The organism is Novosphingobium sp. BL-A-28-Hi1-0D, assembly GCF_055521755.1.
Genome location: NZ_CM145502.1, coordinates 1,638,423 through 1,654,280 on the forward strand (window position 1 = coordinate 1,638,423; position 15,858 = coordinate 1,654,280).

Consider the following 15,858-nt stretch of genomic DNA (forward strand, 5'->3'; position numbering starts at 1 on the left):
GATTACCAGCCGATCAGACCCGCTACGCTCCAGGCGATCACCCGGGCGACGAGCTTGTTGTATTCGATGAACAGGATGCGGAAGCTGGGCCGGGAAGGCACCGCGTCCTCGACGATGATCAGGTTGGTGGGCGCTTCTGCGGCAAGATCGAAGGCGGCGCGGCGCATGTGCCAGTCTGTCGTCACCAGACGGACGGAGCGCAGCTTGTTCTCCTTGACCCAGCGCGTGGTCTCGACTGCGTTGCTGCGGGTATCGACTGCGTCATAGCCGAGCACGACACAACAGGTCATCAGGCGTTCGGGCACCTTGTATTCCACAGCGAATTCACGCGGGCGGACTTCGCGATCGACGCCCGAGACGAGCAGGCGGCGCGCGCGGCCCTTCTCGATCACGCCAAGCGCGTGGGGGATGCGGCCGCCACCGCCGGTGAGGGCCACGACGCCATCGGTGCGTACCGGTTCCACCACCGGGCGGGGCAGGAATACCGCGAACCAGATGAAGCCCAGCGCCCATGCGATGACGAGCAGCGAGAACAGGCGGCGGAAGATGCCTCGCTTGGTCATAGCATCCGCCTCAGCGCGCTAAGCACAGTGAGCCGTGCGGTCAGCACAGCAAGCAGGACGCCGCCGACCGGGATGCAGCAGATCGCCAGCCAGTCGCTCCACGCGAGGCCCCCTGCGGCCATCATCCCCGAGCCGAGCGCGGCGAACTGGCGCCCGAGCAGGCTGGTGACGACGACGCCGAGCAGCAGCCCGCCGATGCCGCCCGCCGCCGCATCGACCGCCATCGAGCGCTGGAAGATCCGCGCGATCTGCGCGTCGGTGCCGCCGAGCATGTGGACGATCTCGATGGTGCTGCGATGGTTGCCCAGTGCATTGCGCGAGGCGAGCAGCACGGTGGCGATGGTGGCGAAAGCGAGCAGGGCGATGAGGCCGCCTGCGAGCCATTGCAGCGCGTGGACCGCCTCGAACACCGGGGCGAGCCAGCTGGCCTGCGCATCGATCCGGGCGGCGGGAGCCTTGCCACGCAACGCTTGGCGCAAGGCGCCGAGCCGGTTGGCGTCGGCGCTGCCGGTAAGGCGTACGTCGATCAGGGCGGGAACGGGGAGCGCGTTGACGTCGTCACCGGCGGTTGTGCCGAGCCATGGTTCGACCAGTGCGTCGAGTTCCTTCTGGGGCACGAGGCGAGCTTCGGCGACTCCGGGGGCGGACTTCAGCGCAGCCAAGGCGGCGGCGGCTTGGCGGTCACGCTCACGCGGGGCGCCGTGGACGATCTGGACGGTGACGCCGCCGGCCACGTCGGCACGGGCGGCGCGTGCGGTGTTGCGCAGGGCAAGGCCGCTGGCGGTGGCGACGACGGTCAGCCCGATCATGATCGCGATGACCCACGGCATCGGGCCGGAAAACTTGCCCTGAGGCAGCAGACGGCTTTCCGCGCTGGTCCGCTCGCGCCAGTCGCCGCCAAGGGCGCTGGTGATGGCAGGCAGCACGCTCATGCGCCGAGCGCGTCCGGGCGGGGCGGGACGGCCATGCGGCGCGGCGGATAGCGCAGCGCGCCGGTGGGGTCCGAAAGGCGGCCCTTGTCGAGCCGCATGATCAGCGATTCCGGCACCTTCTGGATCAGGTGGACATCGTGCGTGGCGACGACCACGGTGGTGCCGAGGCGGTTCAGCGCCTCGAAAAGGCGCAGCAGCTTGACCGCCATTTCGGGATCGACGTTGCCGGTCGGCTCGTCGGCCACGAGCATGTCGGGGCGGCCGATCACGGCGCGCGCGATGGCGACGCGCTGCTGTTCACCGCCCGAAAGCGTGGCGGGGCGGGCGTTGCTGCGATCGCCCAGGCCCACCCATTCGAGCATGTCGGTGACCGGCTTGATGATGTCACGTTCCGGCACACCAGCGACGCGCAAGGGCAGCGCGACATTGTCGAACGCAGACAGATGCGGGACGAGGCGGAAGTCCTGGAACACCACGCCGAGGCGGCGGCGGAAGCCGGGGAGGCGTTCGCGCGGCAGGGTGATCGCGTCGGTGCCGAACATGCGTATCAGCCCGCGCGAGGGGCGCTGGGCGAGGTAGAGCAGCTTGAGCATACTCGTCTTGCCTGCGCCCGATGCGCCGGTGAGGAAGTAGAAACGCCCGGAATACAACGTGAAGCTGACGTCGGTCAGCACTTCCTTGCCTGTGCCATAGCGCAGGCCGACGTTGTCGAAATGGACAATCTCCGCGTCGTCTGGCTGGCTCATGAGGTGGAGACTGTACCCGTTTGTTCTGCGCCGTCGTTACGCCTGAAGGGCTATACGCGGCAATCCATGTGGAAAAAAGGCCGTGGACGCGTTTTGTCTCGGGTGTGGCTATTGTTTCTTGCGGGCCGACCATGCTTAACCCGCTGGATGATCATTGCGTGCCCCGCCTGCTCGACGCGCTATGTCGTGCCCGACACCGCAATCGGCGTGGACGGCAGGACCGTGCGGTGTGCGCGGTGCCGTCATTCGTGGTTCCAGAATGGCCCTGAACTGCCTGAGCGGGCCGAGCCGGTGGCGGTTCTGGATGCCGTTGCGGCTTCGGGCGATGCTGCAGTTGTTGCTGCACCCCCGCCGGTGTCCACTCCTGCGCCGGCGCCAGCACCGCAGCCTGTCGCAGCGGCCGAGCCTGATCTGCCGTTCGGTAGAGCATCGCAGGCGAGCGAGGCAGAGCCGCCGACGCCTCCGCCCTTGCCGCATCCCGCCCGCCGGACATTCGCTCCGGCTCCGGTGGAAGAGGACCAGTCGCCGTTCGATCACCAGCCGCCATTCCGGCCGCGCCGCAATCCGGCCAAGCTGTGGACGATTGCGGCAGTGGCCTTCGCGCTGAGCGTGGCGGCGCTGGGTGGGGCGGCGTATTACTTCGGCCTGCCGCAGTGGCTGCCGGGCACGGGGCAAGCCTTCGGTGCCGACCACCCCGATCTTGAACTGTCGTTCCCGCCGGAAAAGCAGGACCGCAGGCAGTTGCCCAACGGCACCAAGTACTTCGGGGTGAGCGGCACGGTGTCCAACACCGGCAAGGAGGTCCGCCCGCTGCCTGAAATCCTGATCGTGTTGCGCGATTCGAACGACAAGGTGGTGAAGACCTGGGACGTTCCCCCGCCGCAGGAAGAACTCGCCCCCGGTGAAACCGTGACGATCAATGCGGCGGTTACCGACGTGCCACAGTCTGCCAAGTTCGCGATAATCGGCTGGAAGCCCGACTGAACGGGAGCGGTTCGGGCGCTATTGCGAAAAACTTCGCGAAGCTTGTTGCACCCGCCAGACTCCTTTGCTAGGGGCGCGCTCCTACCCCACCACGGGGCGCCGATCACAGGTCGGGCACCCCGTTTGATTTTGCGGTCGTGGCGGAATTGGTAGACGCGCAACGTTGAGGTCGTTGTGGGCGAAAGCCCGTGGAAGTTCGAGTCTTCTCGACCGCACCATCACCTTTCCAACAGTGTGATCATCGCCTTCGGGCGCAGGTTTTCGCTTTAGGCGGAAACCTCTTCGCTTGCCCGTCGTTGAGCAGGCAGGATGAGACGCATGATCCTTTGCGGGGCGTTGGCTGGAAGGCTGGCGCCCCGTTTTTCGTGTGCGGTCAGGTGAGGTCCGACAGGGCGATCTGCTGGCCTGCTGCCGCTGCCTTGTTGGCGGCGCGGCGCAGGCGTTCGATGTGGAGGCGGCCTTCGGGGATGTCTTCCTTGGGCAGGGCATCGAGCGAGGTGCGGTAGATTTCCTCGAAGTCCTCGGCAAACTCGCCGTGGGTGAGGATCAGGCCGCGGTTCTCGATCATGCCCTGCAGGGTCTTCTGGCCGACCTCGAGCGGGTCCATCCCGAGTTCGAAGGCGGTGCCGAACTGTTCGAGTTCGGTCACGTCGGCTGGGGCGAAGCCGGAATCGGCAAAGCTTTCAGGCCGCTTGAGCGCGCTGGTCCAGGCGTTGGTGCGGGTGAGGCCGGGGCACATCAGCGAGACGCCGATGCCATGCGGGGCGAGGTTGTAGCGCAAGCTTTCGGTCAGGCCGCGCACGGCGAACTTGCTGGCGGTGTAGATGCCGGCCTGCGGGCCTGAGAGGTAGGCGGCCATCGAGGCGACGTTGACGACATGGCCGCCCTCGCCCTGGGCTTTCATGCCCGGCAGGAACGAGACGAGGCCGTTGACCACGCCGCCGAAGTTGACGCCCATGATCCAGTCGTAGTCGGCATAGCTTGCCTCGTCGGTCGGGCCGAACACGCTGACGCCGGCATTGTTGACCAGCACGTGGACCTTGCCGACTTCGGCTGCGACCTCGGCAAAGCGGGCGCGGTCGGTGACGTCGAGCTGGACGAAGCGGGCAGGCGGCAGGGCGTTGTCAGCCAGCCAGCGGGCGGCGTCCTCGCGGTCGGCCTCCATGCGATAGGTGAGGATCAGGTCCATCCCGGCGAGCGCGAAAGCGCGGGCAATGCCGAAGCCGATGCCGTTGACGCCGCCGGTGATGAATGCGGTCTTGCCTTGAAAATCGGTCATATGGTGTTCCTCTTCCGTTTGGCAGGCTAACAATCGTGGGGATTGTCGGCAACCGCGCGAAAGTGAAACGAACGACGGTTCAGGCCATGGCCATCAGGTTCGCATTGCCGCCCGCCGCCGTGGTGTTGATCGAGAGCGAGACTTCACCGACGAGCATGGCGTCGCCATCGGCGGGGCACAGTACCGGCACGATTGCGCCATCGAGCGCGGCGACAGCCTGCTGGATCGCCAGGGTGAAGGGCGCGTCGCCATCGACCAGCGCGCGGGCGAAGGGGCCTTTGGTTTGCCAGCCGGGCTCTGCGACCACGGGCGTTCCGCCGAGGCGCTCGACCCTTTCCTTGAGGGCTGAAAGGCGGGTGGCATCCTGCGCGGCCACCAGCACCTTGCCGACGGGGCGCAGGGCATGGACATTGCGTTCCCCGACCGGGCCGGCCAGCTCGCGCTCGCCAAGCGCGATGGCTTGCGCGGCGGGAGCGGTGGCGACGAGGCGGCGCAGGTAGAGCGGGCCGCCTGCCTTGGGGCCGGTGCCGGAGAGGCCGTGTCCGCCGAAGGGCTGCACGCCGACAACGGCGCCGATGACATTGCGGTTGACGTAGATGTTCCCGGCGTGGGCGCGCGCGGTCACGCGGGCGACGGTCTCGTCGAGCCGGGTGTGGAGGCCGAAGGTCAGGCCATAGCCCCAGGAGTTGATGCGGTCGACGAGGGCATCCATGTCGGCGCGGGCGAAGCGGATGACATGGAGGACCGGGCCGAACACTTCGCGGGTGAGCAGCGCCGGGTCTGACAGTTCGATGATCGTTGGCGCGACGAAGGTGCCGTTAGCCGTTTCCGGGCCGAGTGGCAGGCGATGGACCGGGCAGCCTGCGCTGGAGAGGCGTGCGACGTGGGCCTCGATGCCCTCGCGTGCCTCGGCGGTGATGACCGGGCCGATGTCGGCGCTGAGCACGTCGGTGCGGCCGACCGAGAGTTCGGTGAGCGCACCGCGCAGCATCGTGAGCACATGGTCGGCAATGTCTTCCTGCAGGCACAGCACGCGCAGGGCCGAGCAGCGCTGGCCTGCGCTGTCGAAGGCCGAAGCGATGACATCGGCGACGACCTGTTCGGCAAGCGCAGAGCTATCCACGATCATCGCGTTCTGGCCGCCGGTCTCGGCAATCAGCGGGATCGGGCGACCTTCGGGCGAGAGGCGCGTGGCCAGCTGGCGCTGGATAAGGCGGCCGACCTCGGTGGAGCCGGTGAAAAGGACCGCGCTGGTGCCGGGGGCCTCGATCAGCGCGGCGCCAATGGCACCATCGCCGGGGACGAGGATCAGGGAGTCGTCGGGCACGCCTGCTTCGTGGAGGATGCGCACGGCTTCCCATGCGATGAGCGGGGTCTCTTCGGCCGGTTTGGCGAGGACCGCATTGCCCGCCATCAGCGCGGCGGCGATTTGCCCGGTGAAGATCGCCAGCGGGAAGTTCCACGGGCTGATGCAGACGGCGGTGCCAAGCGGGCGCGATCCGGCGAGCGATGCGCCTTGCCCGGCGTAGTAGCGCAGGAAATCGATGGCCTCGCGCACTTCGGCAATGGCGTTGGGGACGGACTTGCCAGCTTCTCGCACGATCAGCGCGATGAGTTCGGGCATCAGCGCCTGCATCGCGTCAGCCGCGCGTTCGAGCACGACGGCGCGAGCCGCGAGTGGGCTTGCGCCCCAGCGCGAGGCGGCGGCGAGGCGATGGGCTTCGGTTACCGCTTCGGGCAGGGCTTCGCGCACGGTGCCGACCACGTCGCGATGGTCGGCGGGGTTGTGCACTGGGCGGGCCTGTGTGGTAGGAAGCTCTGCCGTGGGGGCGGCATGGCGGACGATGCGCGAGACCGAGCGGAAGCGTTCGCTGATCGCTTCAAGCGTCGCCTCGTCGGCAAGGTCCAACCCTGTGCTGTTGCGGCGGTCGGGGTAGAGCGCCGAGGGCAGCGCGATCAGCGGATGGGGTGCGCCGGGATCGGCGGCGGCGGAAACTTCGGCGACCGGGTCGGCGATGATGTCCTCCACCGGCACGTCGGGGTTGGCGATGCGGTTGACGAAGGAAGAGTTCGCGCCGTTCTCCAGCAGGCGGCGGACGAGGTAGGCGAGCAGGGTCTCGTGCGTGCCGACGGGGGCATAGATGCGGCAGGGGCGGTCCAGCTTGTCCGGGCCGACGACCTCGTCATAGAGCGGCTCGCCCATGCCGTGGAGACACTGGAATTCGTAGTCGCCGACGCGGAAATCGCTGCCTGCCATCGAGAGGATCGTGGCCAGTGTATGTGCGTTGTGCGTGGCGAACTGCGGGAACACGGCATCGCGCGTGGACAGGAGGCGGCGGGCGCAGGCGATGTAGGCGATGTCGGTGTGGACCTTGCGGGTATAGACCGGGAAGCCCGATTGCCCCTCGACTTGCGCGCGCTTGATTTCGGCATCCCAGTAGGCGCCCTTGACGAGGCGGACCATGATCCGGCGGCCCGAGCGGCGGGCGAGGTCGACGATCCAGTCGATCACGAAGGGGCAGCGCTTGCCATAGGCCTGAACGACGAAGCCGAGGCCGTTCCAGCCTGCCAGTTCGGGATCGGTGGCGAGCGCTTCGAGCAGGTCGAGCGAGAGTTCGAGCCGGTCTGCCTCCTCGGCATCGATGTTGAGACCGATGTCATAGCGCAGGGCGAGGACGGCCAGGGCCTTCACCCGGGGCAGGAGTTCGGAGATCACGCGGGCCTGCTGGGCGCGGGCATAGCGCGGGTGCAGGGCGGAAAGCTTGATCGAGATGCCGGGGCCTTCATAGACGCCGCGCCCCGCTGCGGCCTTGCCGATGGCGTGAATCGCGTTTTCGTAATCGGTGTAATAGCGCGCGGCGTCCTTGGCGGTCATCGCTGCTTCGCCGAGCATGTCGTAGCTGTAGCGGAAGCCGCGCTCCTCGAGCGGGCGGGCGCGCTTGAGGGCTTCGGCAATGGTCTCGCCGGTGACGAACTGTTCCCCCATCATGCGCATGGCAAGGTCCACGCCGCGCCGGATCACCGGCTCGCCCGCGCGTGCAAGCAGCCGGGTGAGGGCGCTGCCGAGGCCGGTGTCGTCGACGCTTGATGTCAGCTTGCCGGTGACGACGAGGCCCCAGGTGGCGGCGTTGACGAAAAGCGAGCGGTCGCTGCCCAAGTGGGCGAGCCAGTCGCCGCCGGAAATCTTGTCGCGGATCAGGTCATCGCGGGTGTCGTTGTCGGGGATGCGCAGCAGGGCTTCGGCCAGGCACATCAGCGCGACGCCTTCCTGCGTGGACAGGGCATATTCCTGCACCAGCTGGTCCACCCCATTGCCGCGCGGCTTGGCGCGCAGCGTTTCGACCAGCGTGCGGGCGAGGGCCTGGGCTGAACTTCGTGCTTGCTCGGGCAGTGTGGCGACCGGGAGCAGGTCGACGACACACTCGCGCTCGGGCCGACGCGTGGCGGCGGTGATCGCGCGGCGCAGGTCCGAAGGCTCTGCAAGGCGGGGGGCGAACTGGGCGAAGGGGAGGGGCATACTCATGAGCTATGATATCATTCGGCGAATGGGCATTCTGACTTATCGATTGGTCAGAAATAGGTAATTCGCCTTCAATTGCGCATTCTCATCGCCTGATGTAGGCTTGAAAGCATGGAAGACAGGCAACTTGACCAGTTCGATCGCCGGATCATCGACATCCTCTCGCGCGACGGGCGCATGCCGGTGACGGAACTGGCCGAGAAGGTCGGCCTGTCGAAGACGCCGTGCCAGACGCGGCTCAAGCGGCTGATCGACGATGGGGTGATCCGGGGATTTCGCGCGGTGGTGAACATGGCGCGACTGGGGCTCGATCACGTTGCCTTTACCGAGGTCAAGCTGTCGGACACGCGCGAGCAGGCCTTGGCCGATTTCAACCGCGGCGTGATGGCCATTCCCGAGATCGAGGAAGCGCACATGATCGCGGGCAACTTCGACTACCTGCTGAAGGTCCGCACTGCCGACATCCGCCGCTTTCGCATCGTGCTGGGCGAGAAGATCTCGACCCTGCCGCATGTCACCAACACCAGCACTTTCGTGGTGATGGAGCCGGTCAAGGAGCAGTCGGTCAGGGCTTGAGTCTCAGAGCCTGATGCGCAGTCCGTCGAGATAGATCGCCACGCAGCGGCGAGCGTGGTCCGACAGGGACGCGGAGTCCAAGCCCTCGTCGACACGGTAGAGCTTGCGGCTGACCATGCCGGCCAGCGTGAGGTCGAAGAAGGCGAGGGCATCGCGTCCTGGCTCCTGGCAGGCGAGCAGCCCCGCCTGCGTCCAGTCGCGCAGGCGTTCTTCGAGCAGCGCATTGAGCGGTTCGACCGCGAGCGCGCGGTAGGTCTCGCCAACCTCGGGGAAGAGGTGACCTTCGGCAATGGCCATGCGGCCGACGAAGATGCTCTCGTCGGTGAGAATCCACGTCAGTGCGCGGGTGGCGAAGGCGTGGAGCCAGCTTGCCGGATCGCTGCTGTCGCTATCGCGCATGTCGATAGCATCGCGCCAGCGTTCGGCGATGCGGGCTACGACGGCTTCGAACAGCGCCCGCTTGGTCGGGAAGTGTCGGAACATCGTTGGTTTCGAGCCGCCGAAGCGCTCGAGAATGCGATTGGTGCTCGCACCGGCAAAGCCCTCGGCCATGAATTCGGCCTGCGCGGCATCGAGGATGCGCGTGCGCACGACCTCGGGATTGCGGCTGACAGGGCTTTTCACAACGCTCGCCATCGTTATAAAGAAACCAACTGGTTTTTTTGACTCGTCATCAAGGGAGAATGGCCATGACAGCGTTCCTGCGCAATGGCTGGTACATGGCCTGCTGGTCGCACGAGGTGCCGGATGGTGGATTCCTCGCGCGGCGCCTGCTCGACAAGCCGTGGGTGATCTGGCGCAAGGCAGTTGGCGAGATGGTGATGATGGCTGACCGTTGCCCTCATCGCTTCGTGCCGTTGAGCCGGGGCACTCGCGACGGCGATCTCATGCGCTGCGGCTATCACGGGCTGGCCTTCGACGCTGCGGGCAACTGCGCGCACAATCCCTTTTCGGGCGAGCCGCTCGAAATCGCGAAAGTGGAAGTGCTGACCGTGGTTGAGAAGCACACGGGTGTTTGGTTCTGGCCGGGCGACGCCGACAAGGCCGACCCGGCGCTGATCCCGGATTACAGCTTCCTCGATTCCGACAGACCACTTCATCGCGGCATGATCACGATGGATGCGAGCTATGAGCTGGTCACTGACAACCTGATGGACCTGAGCCACGCCGAGTTCATCCACCGTGAAAGCTTCGGGACAAACGGATCTCTGCTTGCCAGCGGGCAGCACGAGGTGGTGCAGGAAGACAGCGGGACGATCTGGAACAACTGGACAATGCCGGACTCCGAGCCACCCGTATGGGCGGTGCCGATGCTGCCGGAAGGTGCGACGATCGACCAGTGGCTGCACATGCGCTGGAATGCGCCGTCAAATCTCGCTCTGTTTATCGGACTGGCGCGATCGGGCACGGACCGCAAGGACATGATCGTGCCACCGATGGGCGACCCGCATATCCTGACGCCTGCAACTCAGACATCGACGCATTACTTCTACACGCATGAGCCGACGCCGGAGGCGCATGCGCTGCTCGAGAAGGCGTTCCTTGAGGAGGATCACCCGATGCTGCACGCCCAGCAGCATGCGATGGGCGATGGCGATTTCTGGGAGCTTCGCCCGGTCATCCTGCCTTCGGACGCAGGCGCGATCCGGGTGAGAAGGCGGATGATGCAGTTGCTCAAGGCAGAGGCGGAAGCCTAGAACATCGGATGTGGGTTGGCCGATTTTTCGGGGATCGGCTGGATCACGTCCCAGTGCTCGACGATCTTGCCGTCCTTGAGGCGGTAGAAGTCTGCCACTGCGGCACCGCGTGCGGAGGGGTCTGGCTTCGCAAAGATGTGGATTGCGGCGAGATCGCCGTCGACGATGATCTTGCGCACCTCGAAGCTGCGGTTCCGGTCGGAGAACATCGGCTGGAGCAGCGCGATGGCCGCATCGCGTCCGTCCGGCACGCCGGGGTTGTGCTGGATGTAATCCGGCGCGACGTAGGTTTCGAAAGCCTGTTTGACGTCGCGCTCGAGGTAGAACAGGCGCGCGAAGTCCTCGATGATGCGGCGGTTGTCGGGCGCTGCCGGGCCGTTTCCGAGCAGCGCCAGTGCCATTACTGCAAGGCCGAAGCGGCGCATCAGGCGGCCGCTGCCTGCGGTTGCTTGGGCGCGACGATGAACCAGGTGGCAAGCGCGATGCCGATGCCGAGCAGGCCGGCGATGAAGAATGCACCCTGCATCGAACCGCTCGAGGTGCGGGCCATGCTGACTAGCAGCGGCGAAACGAACTGGCCGAGGAAGAAGGTCGAGGTCCACACGCCCATGCCGCGTCCGCGGTGCTCGAAGGGCAGGTAACCCTGCGCCCAGGCGATGAGGGTCGGCACAGCCATGCCCGCGCCGGTCTGCTGCAGGGCCATGCCTGCAACCATGCCCTTCCAGTCGCTGGCCATGCCGATCACGGCCAGTCCCGAGCCGAGCAGGGTGAGGAACACGGTCAGCTGGATGCGTGGGCCGAAGCGTCCGGTAAGCCAGAAGATCACCGCGCCGACGATCACGAAGAGGCTGGGGATTGTGGTCAGGCGGCCGATCTCGGACGGGTCGGAAACGCCCAGTTCCTGCCAGACGATCCCGCCATTGATGATGAAGACGTAGTACAGTGCGCCGCCGAACAGGGTGACGAGGCCGAAGGTCAGGACGCCTGCCCACGGGAACGGAGTGCTGGCCTCCGCGCCGATGCCGAGCATCTTGCGGGCGGTATCATCGTTCTCCGGTTCATAGATGAAGGCGAGCATGGCGAAGAATGCCAGGAAGCCGATGCCGTAGATCATGAACACCGAGTTCCAGCTCATCGATGCGAGGTAGCCGGAGGTGAAGATCACGGCGCTGCCGAAGAACGGCCCGATGATGCCCTGAAGCGAGAGCCACTTGCTGCGGCCCTTCTCGTCCCAATAGTCCCCGATTAGCGTGTTTGCGGTCGTCAGGATCGCGGCTTCGGCTACGCCGAGGAGCAGGCGCGAGGCGTAGATCTGATCGAGGTTGTCGAGGAACATCGGGGCCATGCCCACGAAGCCGTAGAGGCCGGTCGACCACAGCAGCAGGCGGCGACGGCCGAACTTGTCGACCATCAGGCCGGCGAACAGCGCGAGGATCGCCACTGTCAGGCCGGGAGCCGAAACCATCGCGGGCACCTTGGTGGGGGCCGAGGAATCGGCTGCGAAGTGCGCGATCATGCGGGGGACCGCAGGGAACATCGAGACGATGGCCACGATCGGCAGGAAGCCGGTAAGGACTATGGTGAGGCCTTGGGGAACACCCGGTTGGCGCGCTGCAGGACTGGTCATCGAATCTCCCGGCGGCGTTCTTGTGATGCCGCATTCTAGAACCTTTATTCTTAAACGGTATCCTCTCCCGGCCCGGCAAGTCAAGCTAATGGACTTGATGCCATTTCATAGATTTCAAGCATGGATCGGCATAAAAATTACTTGCTTGGTGTATTGTTCGGCGCAATCTAAATCGGCCGCAGATGCCAATCACGAGAATGAGAGGGGCTGGCGTCCGGTGCTGCGGAGCTGGTTTAGGGCGATGAAAAATTTGGATATCCTGATTATAGGGGCCGGAATCGGCGGGCTTTCGGCAGCGATTGCGCTCGCGCGCAAGGGGCACTCGGTCACCGCGATCGAGCGTGATCCGAACTGGTCGGTCTATGGCGTTGGCATCATACAGCAGTCGAACGTGCTGCGCGCGATGGACCAGCTTGGCGTGCTGGACAGCTTCATGGATGCCGCTTGCGGGTTCGATGCTGTCGAGATCTTCCTGCCCGATGGCACCAAGGTCGCCCGCGTTCCCAGCCCGCGCCTCGTCGAAGGCCGTCCGGCCAACGTCGGCATCAGCCGTCGCGCGTTGCAGAAGGTGCTGGGCGACAGCGCCAAGGACCTTGGCACAAACCTGCGTCTTGGCCTTGTTGCCGAGAAGATCGAGGACGACGGCGCCAAGGTCCACGTGACCTTTTCCGACGGTTCGACCGGAAGCTACGACGCGGTGATCGGGGCGGACGGGGTCTATTCGCAGACCCGCCAGCAGATCCTGCCAGATGCGGAAAAGCCGGTGTTCACAGGCCAGGCGGTGTGGCGCTACAACTTCCCGCGTGCAGAAGGTCTCGATGCCCTGCAGGTCTACAACGGCCCGACCGGCGTGGGCCTCGTGCCGATGAGCGCTGACGTCATGTACATGTACGTGACAACGCCCGAGCCCGGCAATCCGCGCTATCCGACCGAAGGCATTGCGGCGGCGATGCGCGCCAAGCTCGCCAAGTGCAGCCCGCAGATTCAAGCGCTGGGCGAGCAGATCACTGACGACGAGGGCGTGGTCTACCGGCCGCTCGAGGGGATGCTGGTGCGGGGTGACTGGAGCAAGGGCCGTGTCGGCCTGCTCGGCGATGCCGTGCACGCCACGACGCCGCATCTGGGCCAGGGGGCTGGTATGGCGATCGAGGATGCGATCGTGATCGCCGAGGAACTGGAGCGCCACGACGACGTGGAAACCGCGCTCAAGGCCTATCGCGACCGCCGTTTCGAGCGCTGCCGCTACATCGTCGAGAGCAGCCTTGCCATTTGCCACGGACAGCTGGGTGTGGGGCCTGCTGTCGACAATCACAAGGCCACTGCGGAGATGTTCGCCGTCGTCTCGCAGCCAATCTGATTTCTGCCCAATCCAAAATCTACCAGTTCAAGGAAGATCCCAATGAGCCGCGTTACCGAGATCCGTTATGTCGGGTATGGCGTGAAGGAATTCGACGCCGAGAAGACCTATTACGCCGATGTCTGGGGCCTTGAGCCGGTCGGCGAGGACCAGAACCACGCCTGGTTCAAGGCGCAGGGGCATGACGAGCATCATGTGGTCCAGCTCCGCCGCGCAGACGAGAACCGCATCGACGTGATCGCGCTTGCCGCCGACAGCCGCGCCGACGTCGATGCACTGCGCGCAAAGGTTGCCGATGCGGGATGCCAGATCGCCAGCGAGCCTGCCGAACTGACCTCGCCGGGCGGTGGCTACGGCTTCCGCTTCTTCTCGCCCGATGGCCTCCTGTTCGAAGTGTCGAGCGACGTTGCCCGTGGCGCCAAGCGGGAACTGGAGCGCTGGGAAGGCGTGCCGGTGAAGATCAGCCACATCGTGCTGCACTCGCCCAACCATCAAGAGGCGGTGAAGTTCTTCTGTGACGTGCTCGGCTTCAAGGTTTCGGACTGGCTGGGCGATTTCATGTGCTTCCTGCGCTGCAATTCGGCGCACCATCGCATTGCCATCCTGCCGGGGCCTGCCTGCCTCAACCATGTCGCCTATGACATGCTTTCGGTCGACGACATGATGCGCGGCGCCCACCGCCTGAAGGTGAAGGGCGTGGACATCGGCTGGGGTCCGGGCCGTCACACTGCGGGCAACAACACCTTCAGCTACTTCGTGACGCCGGGCGGCTTCGTGACCGAGTATACCTCGGATCTCGAAGAGGTCGATTTCGACACGCACCAGTACAAGGTGCATACCCCTGCGCCGATGGTCATGGACCAGTGGGGCATCGGTGTGGGCGGGCCGCAGACGCTGCCGCACCCGCATGTCAATCCCGGCCTGTTCCAGACTGTAGAGGCCTGATCCATGGCACTTTACGAACCGTTCCCGAACTACATCTGGAATCTCTCGGTCTCGATCGCGATGGAAAGCGGCGGGCAGATCGGCGAGATCGTCGACATGTGCCAGCCGATCATCGATGCCGCGGCCAACGGCGGCGATGCCGGCACGCCGATGTTCATGAAGCAGTGGGCGTCCTATGGCGACAAGCTGATCGAGCTCGCCGCCGAGGACGAGGCAAAGGGCCGTGCGTTTTCCGCCTCGAACAAGCTGGAGCGCGCCTCGCTCTACCTGCTGGTGGCCGAGCGCATGCAAGGCCACGGCGCGCCGGGGCGCAAGGAGACTTACGCCAAGGCGCTCGACGCCTTCGCCAGGTCGACTGCGCTGGGCAAGATCAACCGCGAGCGGGTGGAAATCCCGCTCGAGCAGGGCACGATGCCTGCGCTCTACACCCGCGCCGAAGGCCCCGGTCCGCACCCGGTGGTGGTCTATTGCAACGGCCTCGATAGCTGCAAGGAGCTGCTCTACTGGAGCCGCCTGCCCGAAGCGCTCGCGCGGCGTGGCGTTTCCACGCTGTGCGTCGATCAGCCGGGCTCTGGCGAGTCGCTGCGCCTGCAGGATCTGCCGGTCGATCCCCATTCGGAAAGCTGGGCGAGCAAGGCGGTGGACTGGCTAGAGAGCCAGCCCGACGTCGATCCCAAGCGCATCGGCATGACCGGTATTTCGCTGGGCGGCCACTTTGCGCCGCGCGCCGTAGCCTATGAGCCGCGCTTTGCGAGCGGCGCTGTGTGGGGTGCCAACCACAACTGGCGCGAGGTGCAGGACAAGCGCATGAAGCGCGAGGGCGAGAACCCCGTGCCGCACTATTGGGCGCACGTGATGTGGGCCTTCGGTGCCAAGGACATGGACGAGTTCCTCGAGAAGTCGACCGACATGAACCTCAACGGGCACATGGACCGCATCAAGGTGCCGTTCCTTGTCACCCATGGCGCGCACGATCGCCAGATCAGCGTGTCCTACGCCGACGACCTGTACGACCAGCTCGTCAATTCGCCGCGTCGCGAGAAGGTGATCTTCACCGCGCGCGAGGGTGGCGTCGAGCACGTCGGCGCGGACAACATGGCCTATGGCCGTGATCTGATTGCCGACTGGTTTGCCGAGACCCTTGGCGGTACGACTGCCTGAATGGAACCTGCCGCCTACATCCGCCGCGAAACCGCCGTCAGCACTGCGATCAACGTCGCCTTGAGCGCTGCTTTCTTCGTGGCGGTGTTCGGCACCGGTGGCAAAGTGCCGGTGTGGGGCATGGGCGGCTATGTCTTCGACTTCGGCCCGCAAGGCTTCATGATCGGCCTGATGGCAACGCTGGTGCCAGGTCTGATGGCGCGCAAGGCGCTGGGGCAAGGCAAGGTCCCGGTGATCCAGGGCGCTTCGCGCCTGCCGGCAGCAGTCCTGCCACGCGCTGTCCTGTGTGGCGTGTTCGGTGCGGTTTGCGGAATGGCTGGTGCGGGGGCTGTCCTCTTGGTGGGCGGGGCCATACAGCTTGACTGGCTGCCCGCCTTGCTTGCCAAGCTCGCGTTCGGCGCGGCGCTGGCCCTCGTGGTCACGCCCGCAGGTCTGCGCGCCGAACTGATCAAGCGCTGAGAAAGCGCAAGG

Annotated in this window: 15 protein-coding genes and 1 tRNA gene; 8 read left to right on the top strand and 8 right to left on the bottom strand. The window is 65.7% G+C overall.

Going from position 1 to position 15,858, the window contains the following annotated elements; genetic code table 11:
• Positions 1 to 2 precede the first annotated feature (2 nt).
• The 3 genes from ACZ1JW_RS08140 to ftsE are packed head-to-tail and all read right to left on the bottom strand — an operon-like array spanning position 3 to position 2,241.
• Entirely contained in the window at positions 3 to 563 is a 561-nt protein-coding gene (locus ACZ1JW_RS08140) for a YdcF family protein (protein WP_465124039.1), read from the bottom strand.
• Positions 560 to 1,495, bottom strand: a complete 936-nt coding sequence (locus ACZ1JW_RS08145; RefSeq protein WP_465142610.1) for a cell division protein FtsX — start codon at positions 1,493 to 1,495, stop codon at positions 560 to 562. Before ACZ1JW_RS08145 ends, ACZ1JW_RS08140 begins: the two co-directional genes overlap by 4 nt.
• A complete protein-coding gene (ftsE, locus tag ACZ1JW_RS08150) occupies positions 1,492 to 2,241 on the bottom strand; it encodes a cell division ATP-binding protein FtsE (RefSeq protein WP_465142611.1) in 750 nt (249 codons plus the stop codon). Before ftsE ends, ACZ1JW_RS08145 begins: the two co-directional genes overlap by 4 nt.
• Before the next feature lie 147 nt (positions 2,242 to 2,388).
• Here ftsE and ACZ1JW_RS08155 point away from each other — a divergent pair, with 147 nt between their 5' ends.
• Positions 2,389 to 3,225 (top strand): MJ0042-type zinc finger domain-containing protein, encoded by an 837-nt coding sequence (locus ACZ1JW_RS08155; RefSeq protein WP_465142612.1) that lies wholly within the window; start codon positions 2,389 to 2,391, stop codon positions 3,223 to 3,225.
• A 131-nt stretch (positions 3,226 to 3,356) separates the two neighbouring features.
• Positions 3,357 to 3,443: transfer RNA gene (locus tag ACZ1JW_RS08160), tRNA-Leu, on the top strand.
• Between the two features lie 155 nt (positions 3,444 to 3,598).
• On the opposite strand, the gene ACZ1JW_RS08165 is transcribed toward ACZ1JW_RS08160, so the two are convergent.
• Both ACZ1JW_RS08165 and putA read right to left on the bottom strand, forming a co-directional pair.
• Positions 3,599 to 4,504, bottom strand: a complete 906-nt coding sequence (locus ACZ1JW_RS08165; protein WP_465142613.1) for an SDR family oxidoreductase — start codon at positions 4,502 to 4,504, stop codon at positions 3,599 to 3,601.
• A gap of 79 nt (positions 4,505 to 4,583) precedes the next feature.
• Complete coding sequence (gene putA / locus ACZ1JW_RS08170) at positions 4,584 to 8,027, bottom strand: bifunctional proline dehydrogenase/L-glutamate gamma-semialdehyde dehydrogenase PutA (protein WP_465142614.1); 3,444 nt, start codon at positions 8,025 to 8,027, stop codon at positions 4,584 to 4,586.
• Between the two features lie 108 nt (positions 8,028 to 8,135).
• On the opposite strand from putA, the gene ACZ1JW_RS08175 reads away from it, so the two are divergent.
• Entirely contained in the window at positions 8,136 to 8,600 is a 465-nt protein-coding gene (locus ACZ1JW_RS08175) for an Lrp/AsnC family transcriptional regulator (protein WP_465142615.1), read from the top strand.
• 3 nt (positions 8,601 to 8,603) lie between these two features.
• Here the strand turns inward: ACZ1JW_RS08175 and ACZ1JW_RS08180 are convergent, their stop codons facing one another.
• The gene (locus ACZ1JW_RS08180; protein ID WP_465142616.1) at positions 8,604 to 9,224 is read right to left on the bottom strand and encodes a TetR/AcrR family transcriptional regulator; all 621 of its coding nucleotides are present in this window, start codon (positions 9,222 to 9,224) and stop codon (positions 8,604 to 8,606) included.
• Positions 9,225 to 9,289: 65 nt separating this feature from the next.
• On the opposite strand from ACZ1JW_RS08180, the gene ACZ1JW_RS08185 reads away from it, so the two are divergent.
• Positions 9,290 to 10,297, top strand: coding sequence for a Rieske 2Fe-2S domain-containing protein (locus tag ACZ1JW_RS08185; protein WP_465142617.1), 1,008 nt, complete (start codon positions 9,290 to 9,292; stop codon positions 10,295 to 10,297).
• Here ACZ1JW_RS08185 and ACZ1JW_RS08190 read toward each other — a convergent pair.
• A complete protein-coding gene (locus ACZ1JW_RS08190) occupies positions 10,294 to 10,722 on the bottom strand; it encodes a nuclear transport factor 2 family protein (RefSeq protein WP_465142618.1) in 429 nt (142 codons plus the stop codon). The genes ACZ1JW_RS08185 and ACZ1JW_RS08190 overlap by 4 nt on opposite strands.
• Positions 10,722 to 11,924 (bottom strand): MFS transporter, encoded by a 1,203-nt coding sequence (locus ACZ1JW_RS08195; RefSeq protein ID WP_465124029.1) that lies wholly within the window; start codon positions 11,922 to 11,924, stop codon positions 10,722 to 10,724. The genes ACZ1JW_RS08190 and ACZ1JW_RS08195 overlap by 1 nt, the downstream gene beginning before the upstream one ends.
• 241 nt (positions 11,925 to 12,165) lie before the next feature.
• Here ACZ1JW_RS08195 and ACZ1JW_RS08200 point away from each other — a divergent pair, with 241 nt between their 5' ends.
• Genes ACZ1JW_RS08200 through ACZ1JW_RS08215 form a run of 4 tightly spaced genes read left to right on the top strand, consistent with a single transcriptional unit; the run spans position 12,166 to position 15,846 of the window.
• Entirely contained in the window at positions 12,166 to 13,281 is a 1,116-nt protein-coding gene (locus tag ACZ1JW_RS08200) for an FAD-dependent oxidoreductase (RefSeq protein ID WP_465124028.1), read from the top strand.
• A 42-nt stretch (positions 13,282 to 13,323) separates the two neighbouring features.
• Positions 13,324 to 14,226 (top strand): VOC family protein, encoded by a 903-nt coding sequence (locus ACZ1JW_RS08205; RefSeq protein WP_465142619.1) that lies wholly within the window; start codon positions 13,324 to 13,326, stop codon positions 14,224 to 14,226.
• 3 nt (positions 14,227 to 14,229) lie between these two features.
• Positions 14,230 to 15,387: an alpha/beta hydrolase family protein gene (locus ACZ1JW_RS08210; protein WP_465142620.1), complete on the top strand. Its 1,158-nt coding sequence runs from the start codon at positions 14,230 to 14,232 to the stop codon at positions 15,385 to 15,387.
• Positions 15,388 to 15,846 (top strand): hypothetical protein, encoded by a 459-nt coding sequence (locus tag ACZ1JW_RS08215; RefSeq protein ID WP_465142621.1) that lies wholly within the window; start codon positions 15,388 to 15,390, stop codon positions 15,844 to 15,846.
• The last annotated feature ends 12 nt before the right edge of the window (positions 15,847 to 15,858 follow it).